General features: G+C 69.2%; 14 protein-coding genes. 11 read left to right on the top strand and 3 right to left on the bottom strand.

The features are described from left to right. The first annotated feature begins 107 nt into the window (after positions 1-107). Positions 108-1526: an LCP family protein gene (locus tag ABD298_RS02810; RefSeq protein ID WP_344298187.1), complete on the top strand. Its 1419-nt coding sequence runs from the start codon at positions 108-110 to the stop codon at positions 1524-1526. A 30-nt stretch (positions 1527-1556) separates the two neighbouring features. On the opposite strand, the gene ABD298_RS02805 is transcribed toward ABD298_RS02810, so the two are convergent. Then, entirely contained in the window at positions 1557-3521 is a 1965-nt protein-coding gene (locus ABD298_RS02805; protein ID WP_344298186.1) for a M13 family metallopeptidase, read from the bottom strand. 217 nt (positions 3522-3738) lie between these two features. Between ABD298_RS02805 and leuA the strand changes: the two genes are divergently transcribed. The 3 genes from leuA (at position 3739) to ABD298_RS02790 (ending at position 7230) form a co-directional block, all read left to right on the top strand. Then, complete coding sequence (gene leuA / locus ABD298_RS02800) at positions 3739-5487, top strand: 2-isopropylmalate synthase (RefSeq protein ID WP_344298185.1); 1749 nt, start codon at positions 3739-3741, stop codon at positions 5485-5487. Positions 5488-5575: 88 nt separating this feature from the next. Beyond that, on the top strand, positions 5576-6340 hold the full coding sequence (recO, locus tag ABD298_RS02795) for a DNA repair protein RecO (protein ID WP_344298184.1): 765 nt from the start codon (positions 5576-5578) through the stop codon (positions 6338-6340). A gap of 71 nt (positions 6341-6411) precedes the next feature. Beyond that, positions 6412-7230 carry an isoprenyl transferase gene (locus ABD298_RS02790; protein WP_344298183.1) on the top strand — a complete coding sequence of 273 codons (819 nt, stop codon included), beginning with the start codon at positions 6412-6414 and terminating at the stop codon, positions 7228-7230. Here the strand turns inward: ABD298_RS02790 and ABD298_RS02785 are convergent. Then, positions 7227-8231, bottom strand: coding sequence for an alpha/beta hydrolase (locus tag ABD298_RS02785; protein WP_344298182.1), 1005 nt, complete (start codon positions 8229-8231; stop codon positions 7227-7229). The genes ABD298_RS02790 and ABD298_RS02785 overlap by 4 nt on opposite strands. Before the next feature lie 64 nt (positions 8232-8295). On the opposite strand from ABD298_RS02785, the gene ABD298_RS02780 reads away from it, so the two are divergent. Next, positions 8296-9378 (top strand): quinone-dependent dihydroorotate dehydrogenase, encoded by a 1083-nt coding sequence (locus ABD298_RS02780; protein ID WP_344298181.1) that lies wholly within the window; start codon positions 8296-8298, stop codon positions 9376-9378. Between the two features lie 74 nt (positions 9379-9452). Here ABD298_RS02780 and ABD298_RS02775 read toward each other — a convergent pair whose 3' ends face one another. After that, positions 9453-10040: a DUF3043 domain-containing protein gene (locus tag ABD298_RS02775; protein ID WP_208712588.1), complete on the bottom strand. Its 588-nt coding sequence runs from the start codon at positions 10038-10040 to the stop codon at positions 9453-9455. A 63-nt stretch (positions 10041-10103) separates the two neighbouring features. Between ABD298_RS02775 and ABD298_RS02770 the strand changes: the two genes are divergently transcribed. The 6 genes from ABD298_RS02770 (at position 10104) to ABD298_RS02745 (ending at position 16153) form a co-directional block, all read left to right on the top strand. After that, positions 10104-11510, top strand: coding sequence for a dipeptidase (locus ABD298_RS02770; protein WP_344298180.1), 1407 nt, complete (start codon positions 10104-10106; stop codon positions 11508-11510). A gap of 109 nt (positions 11511-11619) precedes the next feature. Further along, positions 11620-11985, top strand: a complete 366-nt coding sequence (locus ABD298_RS02765; RefSeq protein ID WP_208712586.1) for a HesB/IscA family protein — start codon at positions 11620-11622, stop codon at positions 11983-11985. A 213-nt stretch (positions 11986-12198) separates the two neighbouring features. Next, positions 12199-13056: an aa3-type cytochrome oxidase subunit II gene (gene ctaC, locus ABD298_RS02760; RefSeq protein WP_344298179.1), complete on the top strand. Its 858-nt coding sequence runs from the start codon at positions 12199-12201 to the stop codon at positions 13054-13056. A 6-nt stretch (positions 13057-13062) separates the two neighbouring features. Beyond that, positions 13063-14790, top strand: a complete 1728-nt coding sequence (gene ctaD / locus ABD298_RS02755) for an aa3-type cytochrome oxidase subunit I (RefSeq protein WP_344298178.1) — start codon at positions 13063-13065, stop codon at positions 14788-14790. Then, the gene (locus tag ABD298_RS02750) at positions 14787-15188 is read left to right on the top strand and encodes a cytochrome c oxidase subunit 4 (protein ID WP_344298177.1); all 402 of its coding nucleotides are present in this window, start codon (positions 14787-14789) and stop codon (positions 15186-15188) included. Before ctaD ends, ABD298_RS02750 begins: the two co-directional genes overlap by 4 nt. Before the next feature lie 227 nt (positions 15189-15415). Then, positions 15416-16153 (top strand): GntR family transcriptional regulator, encoded by a 738-nt coding sequence (locus ABD298_RS02745; RefSeq protein ID WP_425564340.1) that lies wholly within the window; start codon positions 15416-15418, stop codon positions 16151-16153. The last annotated feature ends 108 nt before the right edge of the window (positions 16154-16261 follow it).

The following is a 16261-nucleotide window of genomic DNA, read 5'->3' as shown; positions in this document are numbered from 1 at the left end:
CTGATGACGCCGCGCCGCGGCTCGGCGGCGTGCACCATGCGCGTCGGGATGGTTCCCCCACGCCGCGGCATGCCCGCACCCCCGGAAAGAAACGCCTCTGGCTCCGCGTGACGGCAGCCGTCGCGGCCTTCGTGCTGCTCGGCGTCATCGTGTTCGCCGGGTACTGGGTGCTCAGGCTGCAGTCGAACCTCAAGCAGGCGCCGCTCTCGGCGGGGAGCGCCACCGCCGACGCGTCAAGCGACGCGAACGACCGACTCCAGATCCTGATCATGGGCTCGGACACGCGCGACGGCGCGAACAAGGAGTACGGCTCCCAGGCGGACAGTGCCGGCTATGGCAACTCCGACGTCATGATCCTCATGGACATCTCGGCAGACAACCGCCAGATCTCCATGACGAGCTTTCCCCGGGACCTCATGGTCCCGATTCCCGCGTGCACGGATCCCAAGACCAAGCAGACGTATCCGGCCCAGAGCGCAGGCCAGCTCAACTCCGCCATGAGCGAGGCCGGCCCGGGCTGCCTGCTGGATACGATCAACAAGATCACCGGGCTCACGGTCGACCATTTCCTGCTCGCGGACTTCAATGCCGTGAAGGAACTCTCGAACACGATCGGCGGCGTGCAGGTGTGTGTCAACGCCGCCGTCGACGACCCGGCCTCAGGCCTGAAGCTGAACGCCGGGACGAACACGGTCCAGGGCGAACAGGCCCTCGCGTTCCTGCGCAGCCGCCACGGAGTGGGGGACGGGAGCGACTTGTCCCGGATCAAGTCGCAGCAGGCCTTCCTCGCCTCGCTCGCCCGCAAGGTGAAGTCTGACGGGACGCTGACCGACGTGCCGAAGATGCTTTCCATCGCGGACACGATCACGCGCAACCTGACGGTCGACAGCGGGCTCGCGAACCCGAGGTCCCTCCTGACCATCGGGAGCAGGCTCAAGGACGTGGACCTGTCCAAGGTCGCGTTCGTGACAGTGCCCTGGGAGCCGTACGTCAACGACCCGAACCGGGTCCAGATCAAGGAGCCCGACGCCGAGGGGCTGTTCCAGGCGATGCGCGAGGGCCGCGACCTCACGGCGCCCAAGGGTGCGGCGCCGGCGTCGCCGTCGGACTCGGCGTCCGCAGCGCCCACGGAGACCGGCGCGGCGCCGAGGAGCGCGCCTCCGGCCTACAACAAGGCGATCCAGCCGGTCAGCGTGGCCAACGGCTCGGGTGTCCAAGGCCGAGCCCAGGAGATCCTCGGCCACCTCAAGGCGGACGGGTTCGCCCAGCTGCAGACGTTCGCGGCCGCTCCCAGCGCCACCACCGTCGTGTACTACAGCACCGGATTCGAAGACGTCGCCACTGACATCGCCGCGCGCTTCGGGCTCCCGGCCGCCCAGGTCCAGCCCTCCACGGCCATCCGCGGCGTCCAGTTCTACGTCGGCTCGGACTTCACGGCCGGGGAGAAGTACAGTGCCCCGGTCCCGGAGAATGTCGTGGCGCAGACCGCGGCGGACGCCACGTGCCAGGCGGCCTTCGGCCACTGACACCTAGCGTCCGCCGCGGCGGGGCCGCACTCACCAGATGGTGACGCGCTCCTCGGGGTCCAGCCACATCGCGTCGCCGTCGGCCACGTCGAAGGCCTCGTGGAAGGCATCGAGGTTCTTCACGATCGCATTCGTGCGGAATTCGTTCGGCGAGTGCGGGTCGATCGAGAGGCGGCGCTGCGTCTCCTCCGGGCGGCACACCTGGCGCCAGACTGTCGCCCACGAGACGAAGAAGCGCTGCGGGCCGGTGAGGCCGTCGATCACCGGGGGCTCCTGCCCTTCGAGGCTCAGCCGGTAGGCCTTGTAGGCGATGCCGAGGCCGCCGAGGTCGCCGATGTTCTCGCCGAGCGTCAGCCGCCCGTTGACGGTGCTGCCCGGGGTCTCCGCGGGGGAGAGGACCTCGAACTGGTCCACGAGCTTGCCCGTGAGCGCTTCGAAGGCCGCACGGTCCTCGTCGGACCACCAGTTCCGCAGTGCGCCGTCGCCGTCGAACTGGGAACCCTGATCGTCGAACCCGTGGCCGATCTCATGCCCGATCACGGCCGCGATGCCGCCGTAGTTGACCGCAGGGTCCGCCTCGGGGTGGAAGAACGGCTCCTGGAGGATGGCGGCCGGGAAGACGATCTCGTTCATCAGCGGGTGGTAGTAGGCGTTGACCGTCTGCGGGGTCATGAGCCACTTGACCCGGTCCACCGGCTTGCCGATCTCGTCGAGCAGGCGGTCCAGCTCCGCGGCGTGGGCGCGGCGGACGTTCCCGAGCAGGTCGGCCTCGTCCACGACCACCGGCGAGAAGTCGATCCACTCGTCCGGGTAGCCGATCTTGGGACGGAAGGCTGCAAGCTTGGCGAGCGCGCGCTCACGCGTCTCGGCGCCCATCCACGGCAGCACGGAGATGCTGCGCCGATAGGCCTCGACGACGTTGTCCACGAGAGCCCGCATCGACTCCTTGTGCTCCTCGGGGAAGTGGCGGGCGACGTACAGGCGGCCCACCGCCATCCCGAGACCGGCCTCGACTGCCGCGACACCGCGCTTCCAGCGCTCCTTGTTCTCCGGTGTCCCGGACAGCACGGTGCCGTAGAAGGCGAAGTGCCGGTCGACGAAGGCGGAGGACAGGTAGGGCGCGGTCGAGCCGAGGAGGTGGCCAGTGAGCCAGAGCCTCCAGGTGCGCAGGGGGACGTCGTCCAGCAGCGCGGTGATCCCGGCGAGGTAGTCGGGGTTCCCGACGACGAGCTCGGCCCGCGCGTCAGCCGCCACCCCGGTCTCCTCGGCCCAGAGGGCAAAGTGGGGGAACGCCTCGACGGCCTGGGCCTCGGTCCGGAGGTTGTACGTCTTCTGCGGGTCGCGCAATGTGACCCGGTCCCAGTGGAGGGCCGCGATGCGCCGCTCGAGGCCCAGCACGTCCGCGGCGTCCTGGGCGGCGGTCGCCGAGCCCAGGAGGGCGAACATGTCGGCCAGGTACGCCTCGTAGGCCTCGACGATCGCGGCGAACTTCTCCTCCCGGTAGTACGACTCGTCGGGGAGGCCGAGCCCGCTCTGGGAGACGTAGAGCACCACACGGTCGGGCTGGCCGGCGTCGGGAGCCGCGTAGTACCCGAGCAGGCCGTCGGCGCCCCCGCGGCCGAGGCGGGCGGAGGCCGCCACGAGCGAGGAGATGTCCTCGACGGCGTCGATCTCGGCCAGGAGCGGGGCGAGCGGCTGCGCGCCGAGCCGCTCGACGGCGTCGGCGTCCATGAAGGACCGGTAGAACGCGCCGATCTTCTCCTCGTCGGACCCCGCGGGGTGCTCGGCGGAGGCGAGGTCCTCGATGAGCGCGCGCACGTTCTCCTCGGACAGGTCGCGCAGCTGGACGAACGTGCCCACGAGGGCGCGGTCCGCCGGGATCTCGGTGGAGCGGAGCCATCCGCCGTTGACGTGGCGGTAGAGGTCGTCCTGGGGACGGACGGTGTCGTCGAAGTACTGGCGGTCGACGCCGGACGGCGCGGCTTGGCTTGTCATCGTGCCTCCTGTATGGGGTTGCTTCATCTTAGGGATGCTATGGTGACGATGTGCCAACCGCGCTGCTTCTTCTTAGCTGCCGTGGCGGGGCCTCACGTCGCTGATCGCCGAGGGTGATCGCGCAGCGCTGATCCAGCGCAGGCCGCCCCCGCCGCGGAGTGTTCACGTGCCCGGCCGCCGTGGATCCCAGCAGCGAAGAAAGGCCTACAGTAAAACCATGCGCAACGCTCAGAAGCCCTCGGGCATGCCGGTCCACCGCTACCTCCCGTTCCACGAGCAGATCACCGTCGAACTGCCGGACCGGACGTGGCCCGACAAGCGGATCGAGAAGGCCCCGCGCTGGTGCGCGGTCGACCTCCGGGACGGCAACCAGGCGCTCATCGACCCCATGAGCCCCGCCCGCAAGCTCAAGATGTTCAAGCTCCTCGTCGACATGGGCTACAAGGAGATCGAGGTCGGGTTCCCGTCCGCGTCCCAGACCGACTTCGACTTCGTGCGCCAGCTCATCGACGGCAACCACATCCCGGACGACGTCACGATCCAGGTGCTCACCCAGGCCCGGGAACACCTGATCGAGCGCACCTACGAGGCCCTGGCCGGCTCCAAGCAGGCGATCGTGCACCTCTACAACTCGACATCGATCCTGCAGCGGCGCGTCGTGTTCAACCAGGACGAGGACGGGATCCTGGACATCGCCGTCCAGGGCGCACTCCTGTGCAAGAAGTACGAGGAGACCATCCCCGACACGCACATCACGTACGAGTACTCGCCAGAGTCGTTCACCGGCACCGAGCTCGAGTACGCGGCCCGCGTGTGCAATGCCGTCGCCGAGGTCTTCGAGGCGAGCGCCGACAACCAGGTGATCGTCAACCTCCCGGCGACGGTCGAGATGGCCACGCCGAACGTCTACGCAGACTCGATCGAGTGGATGAGCCGGAACCTGCACCCGCGCGAGGGCATCATCCTGTCCCTGCACCCGCACAACGACCGCGGGACGGGCGTGGCTGCCGCCGAACTCGGGTACATGGCGGGCGCTGACCGCATTGAGGGCTGCCTGTTCGGAAACGGAGAGCGCACCGGCAACGTGGACCTCGTGACACTGGGCCTGAACATGTTCGTCCAGGGCGTGGATCCGATGATCGACTTCTCGGACATCGACGAGATCCGCCGGACGGTCGAGTACTGCAACCAGCTGCCGGTCGGCGAGCGCGTGCCCTACGGCGGGGACCTGGTCTTCACTGCGTTCTCCGGCTCGCACCAGGACGCCATCAAGAAGGGCTTCGAGGCCCTCGAGCGGGACGCCGCGGCCGCGGGCAAGGACGTGCGCGACTTCCCCTGGCAGGTGCCCTACCTGCCCATCGATCCGAAGGACCTGGGCCGCAGCTACGAGGCGGTCATCCGCGTCAACTCCCAGTCGGGCAAGGGCGGCGTCGCCTACCTCCTGAAGAACGAGCACCACCTCGACCTGCCGCGGCGCGCGCAGATCGAGTTCTCCGGCGTGATCCAGCGCCGCACCGACACGGTCGGCGGCGAGGTGAGTGCCGCGGAGCTGTGGAATATCTTCAGCGACGAGTACCTGCCCGCAGCTTCGGTGGACGGCGGGAAACAGTGGGGCCGGTACGGCGTCGTCTCGTTCAACACCGAGACGACCGAGGACGGGACGATGACGCTGCACGCCACGCTGCGCGTCGACGGCACCCAGGTCCGCCGCACGGGCACCGGAAACGGCCCGATCGCCGCGCTCCTGGACATCTTCGCCCAGGAGGGCGTCGACGTGCGAGTCCTCGACTACAGCGAGCATGCGCTGTCCGAGGGCGGGAACGCCCGGGCCGCGGCGTACGTCGAGTGCGCGGTCGGCGAGCGCGTGCTGTGGGGCGTGGGGATCGACGCGAACACGTCGATGTCCTCGCTCAAGGCTGTCGTCTCCGCAGTCAACCGTGCCCTGCGGGACGCCGAAGCGGCCTGAGCGGCCACCTGGCCAGCGTGCGACGGCGGCGGGTGCCTCCCGCCGCCGTCGCACGTCCCAGAGCCCTTGCCGTGGGAGAATGGCACCCATGGCCGAGTCGACGTTCGCATCCCGGAGCTACCGGGACGACGGCGTCGTGCTGCGCACGTACAAGCTCGGCGAGGCCGACAGGATCGTCGTGTTCCTGACACGCCAGCATGGCCAGGTCCGGGCCGTCGCGCGCGGTGCACGGCGGACCAGGAGCCGCTTCGGGGCCCGGCTCGAGCCGTTCATGGTCGCAGACCTGCAGCTCGTCCACGGCCGTTCCCTCGACATCGTCGGACAGGCGGCGGCCCGGGCCAGCTACGGCACCACGATCGCAGCGGACTACCCTCGCTACACGGTCGCCGCCGCGATGGCGGAGATCGCCGAGCGCCTCACCGCCTCCGACTCGGACGCCTCGGCCTCCCAGTACCTGCTCCTGGTCGGCGCACTGGCCGCGCTGAGCAGGGGGGCCCACGCGCCGGGTCTCATCCTCGATTCGTACCTCCTGCGGGCGCTCGCCACCGCCGGATGGGCACCGAGCTTCACAGACTGCGCGCGGTGCGGCGAGCCGGGCCCGCACGGAGCCTTCAGCGCGGCCCTGGGCGGCATCGTCTGCTCAGACTGTCGCCCTCCGGGCTCCCCGGCTCCCGCCCCTGACACGGTGCGGCTCCTCGCCGCGCTCCTCGCGGGGGATTGGCCCACAGCGGACGCCTCCGAGCCGGGCGCGCGGCGCGAGGCGGCCGGACTGGTCGCGGCCTACGCCCAGTGGCATCTCGAACGTGCCGTCGGCGCGCTCCGGCTCGTCGAACGGGAGCCGACCGTCCCCTGACGGCGAGGCGCCGCCGTCGTGCGCGAAGCCCTTGAAACCCACCCGCCCCCGAGCCCGAAGGTGACCATCCCTTGAGCCCCGCCGCCCCCCGCCGAGCACGCTCGGAACGCACCGCTCCGGTCGCGCCCTACCCGCACCCGAGCGGTGCGAAGGCGCCGGACATCCCGCGCGAGTTCGTCCCACGGCATGTCGCCATCGTGATGGACGGCAACGGCCGCTGGGCCAACCAGCGCGGCCTGCCGCGGATCGAAGGGCACAAGGCGGGGGAGCCGGCGCTCCTGGACGTCATGGCCGGCGCCATCGAGCTCGGCATCGAGTACGTGTCGGTGTACGCGTTCTCCACCGAGAACTGGAAGCGCTCCCCGGAGGAGGTGCGGTTCCTCATGGGCTTCAACAAGGACGTGCTCCGGCGCCAGCGGAACACGCTGGACTCGTGGGGCGTCCGCATCCGCTGGGCCGGGCGGCGGCCGAAGCTCTGGGGCTCGGTGATCAAGGAGCTCGAGGAGGCCGAGGCGTACACGCGTGGGAACTCCGTGTGCCACCTGACGATGTGCGTCAACTACGGGGGCAGGGCCGAGATCGCCGACGCCGTGGCAGCCATTGCGCGCGAGGTCGAGGCCGGCCGTCTCAGCGCCCGCTCGGTGACCGAGAAGACCGTCCAGCGCTACCTCGACGAGCCTGACCTCCCGGACGTGGACCTCTTCCTCCGCAGCTCGGGCGAGCAGCGGCTGAGCAACTTCCTCCTATGGCAGTCCGCCTACGCCGAGATGGTGTTCCTCGACACCCTCTGGCCGGACGTGGACCGCCGCACTCTGTGGGAGGCCGTGGAGATCTACGCCCGCCGCGACCGGCGCTACGGCGGCGCAGTCGACCGCGCGCCTGTCGGCTAGGACTGCGACGGCGTCGCCCGCGCCGTGGCGCGGAGCCCGTCGAGCCAGCGCCCGAGCCGAGCGTACGCTTCCGCCCGCGCAGCACCGCTCGAGAGCAGGACATCGTGGAGGCCGCCCTCGACGAGCGCTTCGTCGAGATTGTCGCAGAGTCCCGCGGCGGCGCGCCGCATGGGTGCGATGGACAGCACAGCGTCGCGCTCGCGCATGTGCTCGCGCCAGACGAGGCCGGTGTCCGAGGTGGTTGAGGCGAGCAGGAGCACCGGCAGCCGGAGGCGCGGGCCCGTGCGCAGCATCCGCTGGCCCTCGAGCACGCCGTGGAGCCACCCGAGCCGCACCGGGAAGGCGTTGCGGGGACGGAGGTCCTCCCGCAGCTCCCACTCGCCGCCCGCCTCCTTGGCCACAGCCCGCCAGAAGTAGCCCCGCGCTGGCAGCGGCAGCCGCCCGCGCGGCCACCTCATGGCGGCGGGGCGCAGCGCAGCCTCGAGGAGCCGGCCGGTTGCAGCGCCGCCGTGCGCCACGAGCCACGGGCTGCTGAGCACGACGCCGGCGAGCCGGTGCTCATGGCGTTGGGCGTAGAGCGCCGCGGCAAGGCCTCCGGTCGAGTGCCCCATGAGGACGGGCGGCGCGCCGCTGTCCTCCCGCACCGCCTCGACTGCTACGCCGAAGCTCTCGAGGTAGTGTTCTGTCGATCCCACGAAGCCGGGCATCTCGCCCGCCGTGAGGCTCCGCCCGTGCTCCGGGAGGTCGAGGGCGTAGAACCGGTAGCCACGGTCCGTGGCGAAGTGCATGAGCTCCTGGTTGAAGAAGTAGTCGCTCCAGCCGTGCACGTACAGGAGCGCGCCTGGCGGCTGGGGGCCGACGCCGGGCGCGCCGGGCGCGCTACCGTCTGCCGGACGGTGGGGGGCGAACCGGATGAGGGTGCCCGAGTCACCGTGCTGTCCCCGCCCGAGCGGCGCCGCCTCGACGCCGGGGCCGAGGAAGTCGTCAGTCCAGTCGAGCATCGTGTTCCTTTCCGGCGCTCCTCGATCCGAGGGTAGGCCGGTCCCGCCATGGGAGACTAGAGCCATGCGCTTCTACCCCCTCTTCTTCCGTGCTGCCTTCTCCTGGATGGACGCCGAGCGCGCGCACCGGATCGGCTTCGGCGCGATCCGTGCCGTGCACGCGTGCGGCCTGGGCCGCGTACTGGAACGGTTCACCGCGCCGGCGCCGGCGCTCGCAACGGAGGCCTTCGGCGTCTCCTTCCCGTCACCGTTCGGCCTCGCGGCTGGCTTCGACAAGGAGGGCCGGGGGATCGAGGCCCTCGCAGAGCTGGGCTTCGGTCACATCGAGGTGGGGACGATCACCGGCCAGGCGCAGCCGGGCAATCCGAAGCCACGCCTGTTCCGCCTCATCGAGGACCGCGCCGTCGTCAACCGCATGGGGTTCAACAACGACGGCGCCGCTGCGGTCGCTCCCCGGATCGCGGCCGCCCGCGCCGCGCTCGAGGCCCGCTACGGTGCGCGCCGGCCGGTGATCGGGGTCAACATCGGCAAGACGAAGGCGGTCGAGCTCGAGCACGCGGTTGACGACTACCGCGCGAGCGCACGCGAGCTCGCCCCCCTCGCGGACTACCTGGTGGTGAACGTCAGCTCGCCCAACACCCCGGGCCTGCGGCTCCTGCAGAGCGCCGAGTCCCTGCGCCCGCTGCTGGCCGCAGTGCGCGAGGAATCCGAGTGGGCCGCCGGCCGGCGTGTGCCCCTCCTGGTCAAGATCGCCCCGGACCTCTCCGACGAGGATGTCGACGACGTCGCACGCCTCGCCCTGGACCTGGGCCTCGAGGGGATCATCGCCACCAACACGACTATTGGGCGCGAGAACCTGGCCAGCCCTGCCGGGACAGTCGAGGCCGCCGGCGCAGGCGGCCTCTCCGGGGCGCCGCTCAAGGCCCGCTCGCTCGAGGTGCTCAGGCGCCTCAAGGCCGCGGTGGGTGACCGCCTCGCACTCGTCGCTGTGGGCGGGGTCGAGACCGCAGACGACGTCCGGGAGCGCCTCGACGCCGGGGCCACCCTCGTGCAGGGCTACACGGCGTTCCTCTACGAGGGCCCCTTCTGGGCCGCACAGGTCAACCGCGGCCTCGCCCGGCACAGCGCCCCGGCGGTCCGCGCCTGAGGGACCCCACGCACGACGACGGCGCCGCACCCGGGTGGGTGCCGCGCCGTCGCGCGGTCAGCGGTGGGCGATGCCTAGGAGGGGTACTGTCCCCGCTTCACCTGCGGCTTGGGCAGCCGAAGTGGGCGGAACTGGAGGGCCCGCATGCTCCCGTACCAGACCGTCCCACGCTCGACCGCGCCGAACTTGGCGGTGAGCCGCTTCTTGAGCTGGCGCGACAGCCAGAACGTGTCCGCGAAGACGAGGAGGAACACGACCCAGAACGAGCTCAGGATGTAGATCTGCATCTGGCTGTCCTGGGGAATGATGAAGGATGCGACGACGAAGGCGAGCGCGGCGAACATGAGGTACTCGCCGAGGTTGAACCTCGCGTCGACCGTGTCGCGGGCGAAGCGCTTCTGCGGGCCGCGGTCGCGCCAGGGCATGTGGCGCTCGTCCCCGGTCTCGAGGGCGCGCCGCACGCGGACGCGCTCGTCCGCGGCGGCCTGCCGTTCGGCGGCTTTCGAGGCCTTCCTGTCAGTCGGGACAAGGGGGCGCCGGCGGGCCGCCTCCTGGTCCTTGCGACGGGGGGTCGGCGTGCCTTTGCCCGTCAGGGGCTGGGCGGGGTCCTCTTCGGGCTGCCCGGGGCTCTCGGCGGCGGGCTCGTTCTTGCGTCCAAACACCTCCCTAGAATACCGGCCGGGCGGAGCGTTGATGGGGGACGGCGCCCCTTGTACTGTCAAGCCATGCCTTCAGATGCGATCGAGCCGCCCCTGTCCGAAGACGAGGTCGCGGCGCTGCGCGACGCCGTCGCCCGTCGTTTCGGCGAAACCGTCGCCGAGCTGTCCGCGCTTGTCGCGGTTCCCGGCATCGCATGGCCGGCTTTTCCTTCGGCAGAACTGGAACGCAGCGCCCAGGAGGTGCTCCGCCTCGTGCGCGCGGCCGGGTTCGAAGACGCCGAGATCCTCCGTGCGCCCATGGCGGACGGCACGCTGGGCGGTCCGGCCGTGGTGGCCAGCCGCCCAGCGGACCCAGGCCAGCCGACCGTCCTGCTCTATGCCCACCACGATGTCCAGCCCCCGGGCGACCTCGAACTGTGGGACTCCGAGCCGTTCATTGCCACCGAGCGCGGCGACAGGCTCTACGGACGGGGCGCCGCGGACGACAAGGCTGGCCTGCTCGTGCACCTCGGTGCATGCCGGGCGGTCCAGGAGGTCCTCGGCGAGCGCAGCGGTGTCGGGGTCACGCTCTTCATCGAGGGGGAGGAGGAGGCCGGCTCGCCGAGCTTCCGGTCGTTCCTGGACACCTACCGCGACCGGCTTGCCGCGGATGTCATCGTCGTCGCGGACTCGAGCAACTGGTCCGTCGGGCAGCCGGCCCTCACCACGAGTCTCCGAGGACTCGTCGACGGCACCTTCGAGGTCTCGGTCCTCGAGCACGCGGTCCACTCGGGTGTGTTCGGCGGCCCCGTCCTCGACGCGCCCACGCTCCTGGCCAGACTCATCGCGACCCTCCACGACGAGGAGGGGAATGTCGCGGTGGCGGGCCTCACCGCCGGGGATGATCCCGACGTCGACTATCCCGAGGACCAGTACCGGCGCGATGCGGGCGTGCTGGACGGGGTCCGGCTCGCCGGCAGTGGGAGCGTCGCGGCGCGCCTGTGGGCCCGGCCCGCACTGTCCATCATCGGCATCGACGTCCCGAGCGTCGCCGTCGCCTCCAACACGATCCAGCCACGTGCCCGGGCGAAGTTCAGCCTCCGCCTCGCGCCGGGCCAGGACCCCTCGGCGGCGATGGATGCCCTGCGGCGGCACCTCGAGCACCACGCGCCTTTTGGAGCGCGCGTGACATTCACTCCGGGTGAGCAGGGGAGCGCCTACCTCGCCGACACGGAGACGGCAGCGGCCCGCACCGTGCTGTGGGCGCTTGCAGCGGCCTGGGGGGTGCCCGCGGTCCGCACCGGAATGGGCGGATCCATCCCGTTCATCGCGGACCTGAAGGAGGTCTTCCCGGACGCGGATGTCCTCATCACCGGCGTCGAGGATCCGGATTCCCGCGCGCACAGCGCCAACGAGTCCCTCCATCTGGGCGATTTCGAGAAGTGCATCGTCGCGGAGGCGCTGCTCCTGGCAGGACTCGGACGCGCCATGTGATCTGTGCCCAGAGGGTTGGCGATGGGCGAGAGGGGAGTCGTAGCATGGATGGAAGGCCCCGTGACGCCGGCGGCCCCGCCGCCACCGTGGCACCGAGAGAAGGTAGGGAATGAGCACTGCAACCAACGAGACCTCCGAGGCGCTCGCCTCGCACGAGGTGACCCTGACCGAGGTGGCCGCAGGCAAAGTCCGCAGCCTCCTGGAGCAGGAAGGCCGCACCGACCTCCGCCTGCGCGTCTCCGTCCAGCCCGGCGGGTGCTCGGGCCTCATCTACCAGCTCTACTTCGACGAGCGCCTCCTCGACGGCGATGCCGTCCGAGACTTCGACGGCGTCGAGGTCGTCGTGGACAAGATGAGCGTGCCGTACCTCGCGGGCGCCACCATCGACTTCGAGGACACGATCTCGAAGCAGGGCTTCACCATCGACAACCCCAATGCGCAGGGCTCCTGCGCATGCGGTGATTCCTTCCACTGAGCCGCATTTCGAGCCATGCATTCGGCCGTGCGCACCGGGACCCCAAAGGCCTCCGGGACGCACGGCCGACGCGTGTCCGGGACATGTGGGATATTCGCCGGGGATGGTTGTAAGCTCTACACCGAGTAGTAAAACTATGTCACCCGGTCTCGCGCGCGCTGGCTCGCCTGCTGCGCCGTCACCGGAGAGAAGCACCAAGAGGAAGGGCCGTCTGTGAGGTCGCAGAACCGAACCAGCAGCCAGCGCACTCGCATCATCACGGTCTCGGCGGTCGCCGTGACCAGTGCGCTCGCACTGTCTGGATGTTCATCCGAGGTCCAGCGTGGCTGGCTACCCACTGAGCGGGATACCACGAGCAACACGGGGATCCTGACCGACCTCTGGGTGAACTCGTGGATCGCGGCCATGGTGATCGGCCTCATCACGTGGGGCCTCATGCTCTGGTGCGTTGTCGCCTACCGCCGCCGCAAGGGCGCGACCGGCTTCCCCCGCCAGATCAGCTACAACCTGCCGCTCGAGATCTTCTACACGGCGATCCCGCTGTTCCTCATCGTGACGTTCTTCTACTTCACCGACCGTGACCAGCGCGCCGTCGACACCCCGCAGCAGAACCCCGACGTGACCGTCAACGTGGTCGGCAAGCAGTGGTCGTGGGACTTCAACTACAAGCAGGGCGGCGTCATCAAGGAGGACGTCCACGAGGGCGGCGTCCAGGCCCACCTGACTGGCCAGCCATACAACCTCGACACCCTGCCGACGCTGTACCTGCCGGTCAACAAGTCGGTCACCGTCGAGCTCACCTCGCGCGATGTCATCCACTCCTTCTGGGTGCCTGCGTTCCTGCAGAAGCGGGACATGATCCCTGGCAAGCCCAACACGATGTACTTCACCCCGCAGAAGGAGGGCACCTACGACGGCAAGTGTGCCGAGCTCTGCGGTGAGTATCATTCGGAGATGCTGTTCCGCGTGAAGGTCGTCTCCGAGGCGGAGTTCCAGTCACACCTGGCCGGCCTCGACAAGGGCCTGCTGGATGAGAAGTACGACCGCAACCCGAACCTGAACGAGAAGTAAGGGACCATGGCTACCTATACACAGTCGCCTTCAGCCGGCGCCCTGAGCGCGCCGGTGGTGCCGAAGTCCAAGGGACGCATCGTCGTCAACTGGATCACCTCCACGGACCACAAGACCATCGGGTACATGTACCTGATCGCCTCGTTCGTGTTCTTCTGCCTCGGTGGCGTCATGGCCCTGCTCATCCGCGCTGAGCTCTTCGAGCCGGGCATGCAGATCCTCCAGACCAAGGAGCAGTACAACCAGCTGTTCACCATGCACGGCACGGTGATGCTGCTGATGTTCGCGACTCCGCTCTTCGCCGGCTTCGCGAATGTCATCATGCCGCTCCAGATCGGCGCCCCCGACGTGGCGTTCCCGCGTCTGAACGCCCTGGCCTTCTGGTTCTTCCTCTTCGGCTCCACCATCGCGGTCGCCGGCTTCATCACCCCTCAGGGCGCCGCCTCGTTCGGCTGGTTCGCCTATGCGCCGCTGTCGAACACAACGTTCACTCCGGGCGTGGGAGGCGACCTGTGGGTCTTCGGCCTCGCGCTATCGGGCTTCGGCACGATCATGGGCGCCGTCAACTTCATCACCACGATCATCTGCATGCGCGCTCCCGGCATGACCATGTGGCGCATGCCGATCTTCACCTGGAACACGCTCATCACCGGCATCCTGGTCCTCATGGCGTTCCCGCCGCTCGCGGCGGCCCTGTTCGGCCTCGGCGCAGACCGCCGCTTCGGCGCGCACATCTTCGATCCTGAGAACGGCGGTGCCGTCCTCTGGCAGCACCTCTTCTGGTTCTTCGGCCACCCGGAGGTGTACATCATCGCCCTGCCGTTCTTCGGCATCGTCTCCGAGATCTTCCCGGTCTTCAGCCGCAAGCCGATCTTCGGCTACAAGGGCCTCGTGTTCGCGACCATTGCCATTGCCGCCCTGTCGGTCACGGTGTGGGCGCACCACATGTACGTCACGGGCGCGGTGCTGCTGCCGTTCTTCTCCTTCATGACGATGCTCATCGCCGTTCCGACCGGCGTGAAGTTCTTCAACTGGATCGGCACCATGTGGCGCGGCTCGATCACGTTCGAGACCCCGATGCTGTGGAGCCTCGGCTTCCTCATCACCTTCCTCTTCGGTGGCCTGACCGGCATCATCCTGGCCTCCCCGCCGCTGGACTTCCACGTCTCCGACACCTACTTCGTGGTGGCCCACTTCCACTACGTCGTGTTCGGCACCGTCGTCTTCGCGATGTTCGCAGGGTTCTACTTCTGGTGGCCCAAGTGGACGGGCAAGATGCTCAACGAGCGGCTCGGCAAGATCCACTTCTGGCTCCTGCTCATCGGGTTCCACGGCACGTTCCTCATCCAGCACTGGCTCGGCGTCATGGGCATGCCCCGTCGCTACGCCGACTACCTGATCGAGGACAACTTCACGGCGATGAACCAGTTCTCGACGATCGCCTCGTTCGTCCTGGGCGCCTCCCTGATCCCGTTCTTCTGGAACGTGTACATCACGGCGCGCAGCGGCAAGAAGGTCACCGTGGACGATCCGTGGGGCTTCGGCGCCTCGCTCGAGTGGGCGACCTCGTGCCCGCCGCCGCGCCACAACTTCACGTCCCTGCCGCGCATCCGCTCGGAGCGCCCCGCACTGGACCTGCACCACCCGGAGCTCTCGATGGCCGGTGCGATCCAGCACGCAGGAACCGCCGCCGCAGCCGTGACCTCCGCCGACCGTAAGGACAGCACCAAGTGAAAATCGAATCCTGGCTCTTCGGCACGGGCGTATTCTTCTTCGTCCCGGTTGCGATCGTCTATGGGTTCCTCGTCAACTGGACCGAGTGGGTCGGCATCCTCGGCATGCTCCTCCTCGGCGGTCTCGCCGGGATGATCGGCAGCTACCTCGGAGTGACCGCGAAGCGCGTCGGCATGCGTCCCGAGGACCGCGAGGACGCTGAGATCCACGAGGGCGCCGGCGAGCAGGGGCACTTCAGCCCATGGAGCTGGTGGCCGCTGGTCCTCGGCGCCGCGTGCGCAATCGCGTTCCTCGGCGTGGCTGTCGGCTGGTGGATCCTCTTCATCGGCGCCGGGCTCGGGCTTGTGGCGCTGGTCGGCTGGGTCTTCGAGTACAGCCGCGGCGACCACGCCCACTGAGCACCGCTCACCAACACTGCTCTGATAAGGCCTGGGGCCGGCATCCTTAGGGACGCTGGCCCCAGGCCTTGTTTGCGTGCGCGCACTGTGCGGGCGACCTCACCACCGGTGGCGTTCCCGCCGATTCCGGGCCCTGTGGCACGATGGAGTCGGAACCAGAAATGAGGAGTCCTGTGGACAACGCAGAGGCCATTGAGGGCCAGCTGGACCGCGCCTCCAAGACGGCGATGTACGTTCAGCTCCGTGAGATCCTCCGATCGCACATCAGCACCCGGTTGGCTCCGGGTGCCGCCCTGCCCTCGGAACGAGACCTCTCCCTGCGCTTCGGCGTGGCGCGCATGACCGTGCGGCAGGCCATCGACGCCCTCGTGGCCGAGGGAGTGCTCGACAGGATCGTCGGCCTCGGCACGTTCGTCAGCCGCCCGAAGCTCGACCTGCAGATGAAGCTGACCTCGTACAGCGAGGAGATGCAGCGCCGCGGGATGGTGCCGGACGCGCGGGTCCTGAGCTTCGAGCAGATCGGTGCGTCCGCGTACCTGGCGCGTGAGCTGCAGGTCGACGAGGGCACACCGGTGGTGCGGTTCCGTCGCCTCCTGCTTGCGGACAAGGAGCCCATGAGCGTCGACGAGAACTACATCGTCGCCAGCCGTGTCCCCGGCTTCGTCGACGGTCCGCCGCCCACGTCCCTGTACCAGGTGCTGAGCGAGCAGTACGGACTCGTCATGGAGTGGGGCGAGGACACCATCGAGGCAACGGCGGCCTCGCCGTCGACGGCCCGCCTGTTGAACGTCGACATGGGAGCGCCGCTGCTGAAGATCCAGCGGCATGCCTACGTCTCGAAGTCCGTCGTGGACTACTCGGTCTCCTACTACCGGGCCGACCGCTACAAGCTCTGGGTGCCGCTCCAGCGCCCTGGCGCACGCTCGCCCCGCAGCTATTCCGCCAAGAGGTTCACGGGCCTCTGACCCCCCTTCTGTGGCGTGTCAGGGCTCGGTCCGCGCGGGAGCGGGGCGGCCTGAAACTGGAGACGGCGCAGCGGACACCGCTCTCAGTCACCACTCCCGCACAGCACC

The sequence above is a fragment of the Sinomonas flava genome, assembly GCF_039531875.1.
GTDB classification, from domain to species: Bacteria; Actinomycetota; Actinomycetes; order Actinomycetales; family Micrococcaceae; genus Sinomonas; species Sinomonas flava.
The sequence above is the reverse complement of the archived record's forward strand: the minus strand, read 5'-3'. Positions and strand labels throughout refer to the sequence as shown.

Bases quoted from the DNA above. Each gene is read 5' to 3' on its own strand.
- ctaD (WP_344298178.1), top strand. From the start codon at position 13,063: ATGGCTACCTATACACAGTCGCCTTCAGCCGGCGCCCTGAGCGCGCCG.
- ABD298_RS02805 (WP_344298186.1), bottom strand. From the start codon at position 3,521: ATGACAAGCCAAGCCGCGCCGTCCGGCGTCGACCGCCAGTACTTCGAC.
- ABD298_RS02765 (WP_208712586.1), top strand. From the start codon at position 11,620: ATGAGCACTGCAACCAACGAGACCTCCGAGGCGCTCGCCTCGCACGAG.
- ABD298_RS02780 (WP_344298181.1), top strand. From the start codon at position 8,296: ATGCGCTTCTACCCCCTCTTCTTCCGTGCTGCCTTCTCCTGGATGGAC.
- ABD298_RS02770 (WP_344298180.1), top strand. From the start codon at position 10,104: ATGCCTTCAGATGCGATCGAGCCGCCCCTGTCCGAAGACGAGGTCGCG.
- ABD298_RS02745 (WP_425564340.1), top strand. From the start codon at position 15,416: ATGTACGTTCAGCTCCGTGAGATCCTCCGATCGCACATCAGCACCCGG.
- recO (WP_344298184.1), top strand. From the start codon at position 5,576: ATGGCCGAGTCGACGTTCGCATCCCGGAGCTACCGGGACGACGGCGTC.
- ABD298_RS02785 (WP_344298182.1), bottom strand. From the start codon at position 8,231: ATGCTCGACTGGACTGACGACTTCCTCGGCCCCGGCGTCGAGGCGGCG.
- leuA (WP_344298185.1), top strand. From the start codon at position 3,739: ATGCGCAACGCTCAGAAGCCCTCGGGCATGCCGGTCCACCGCTACCTC.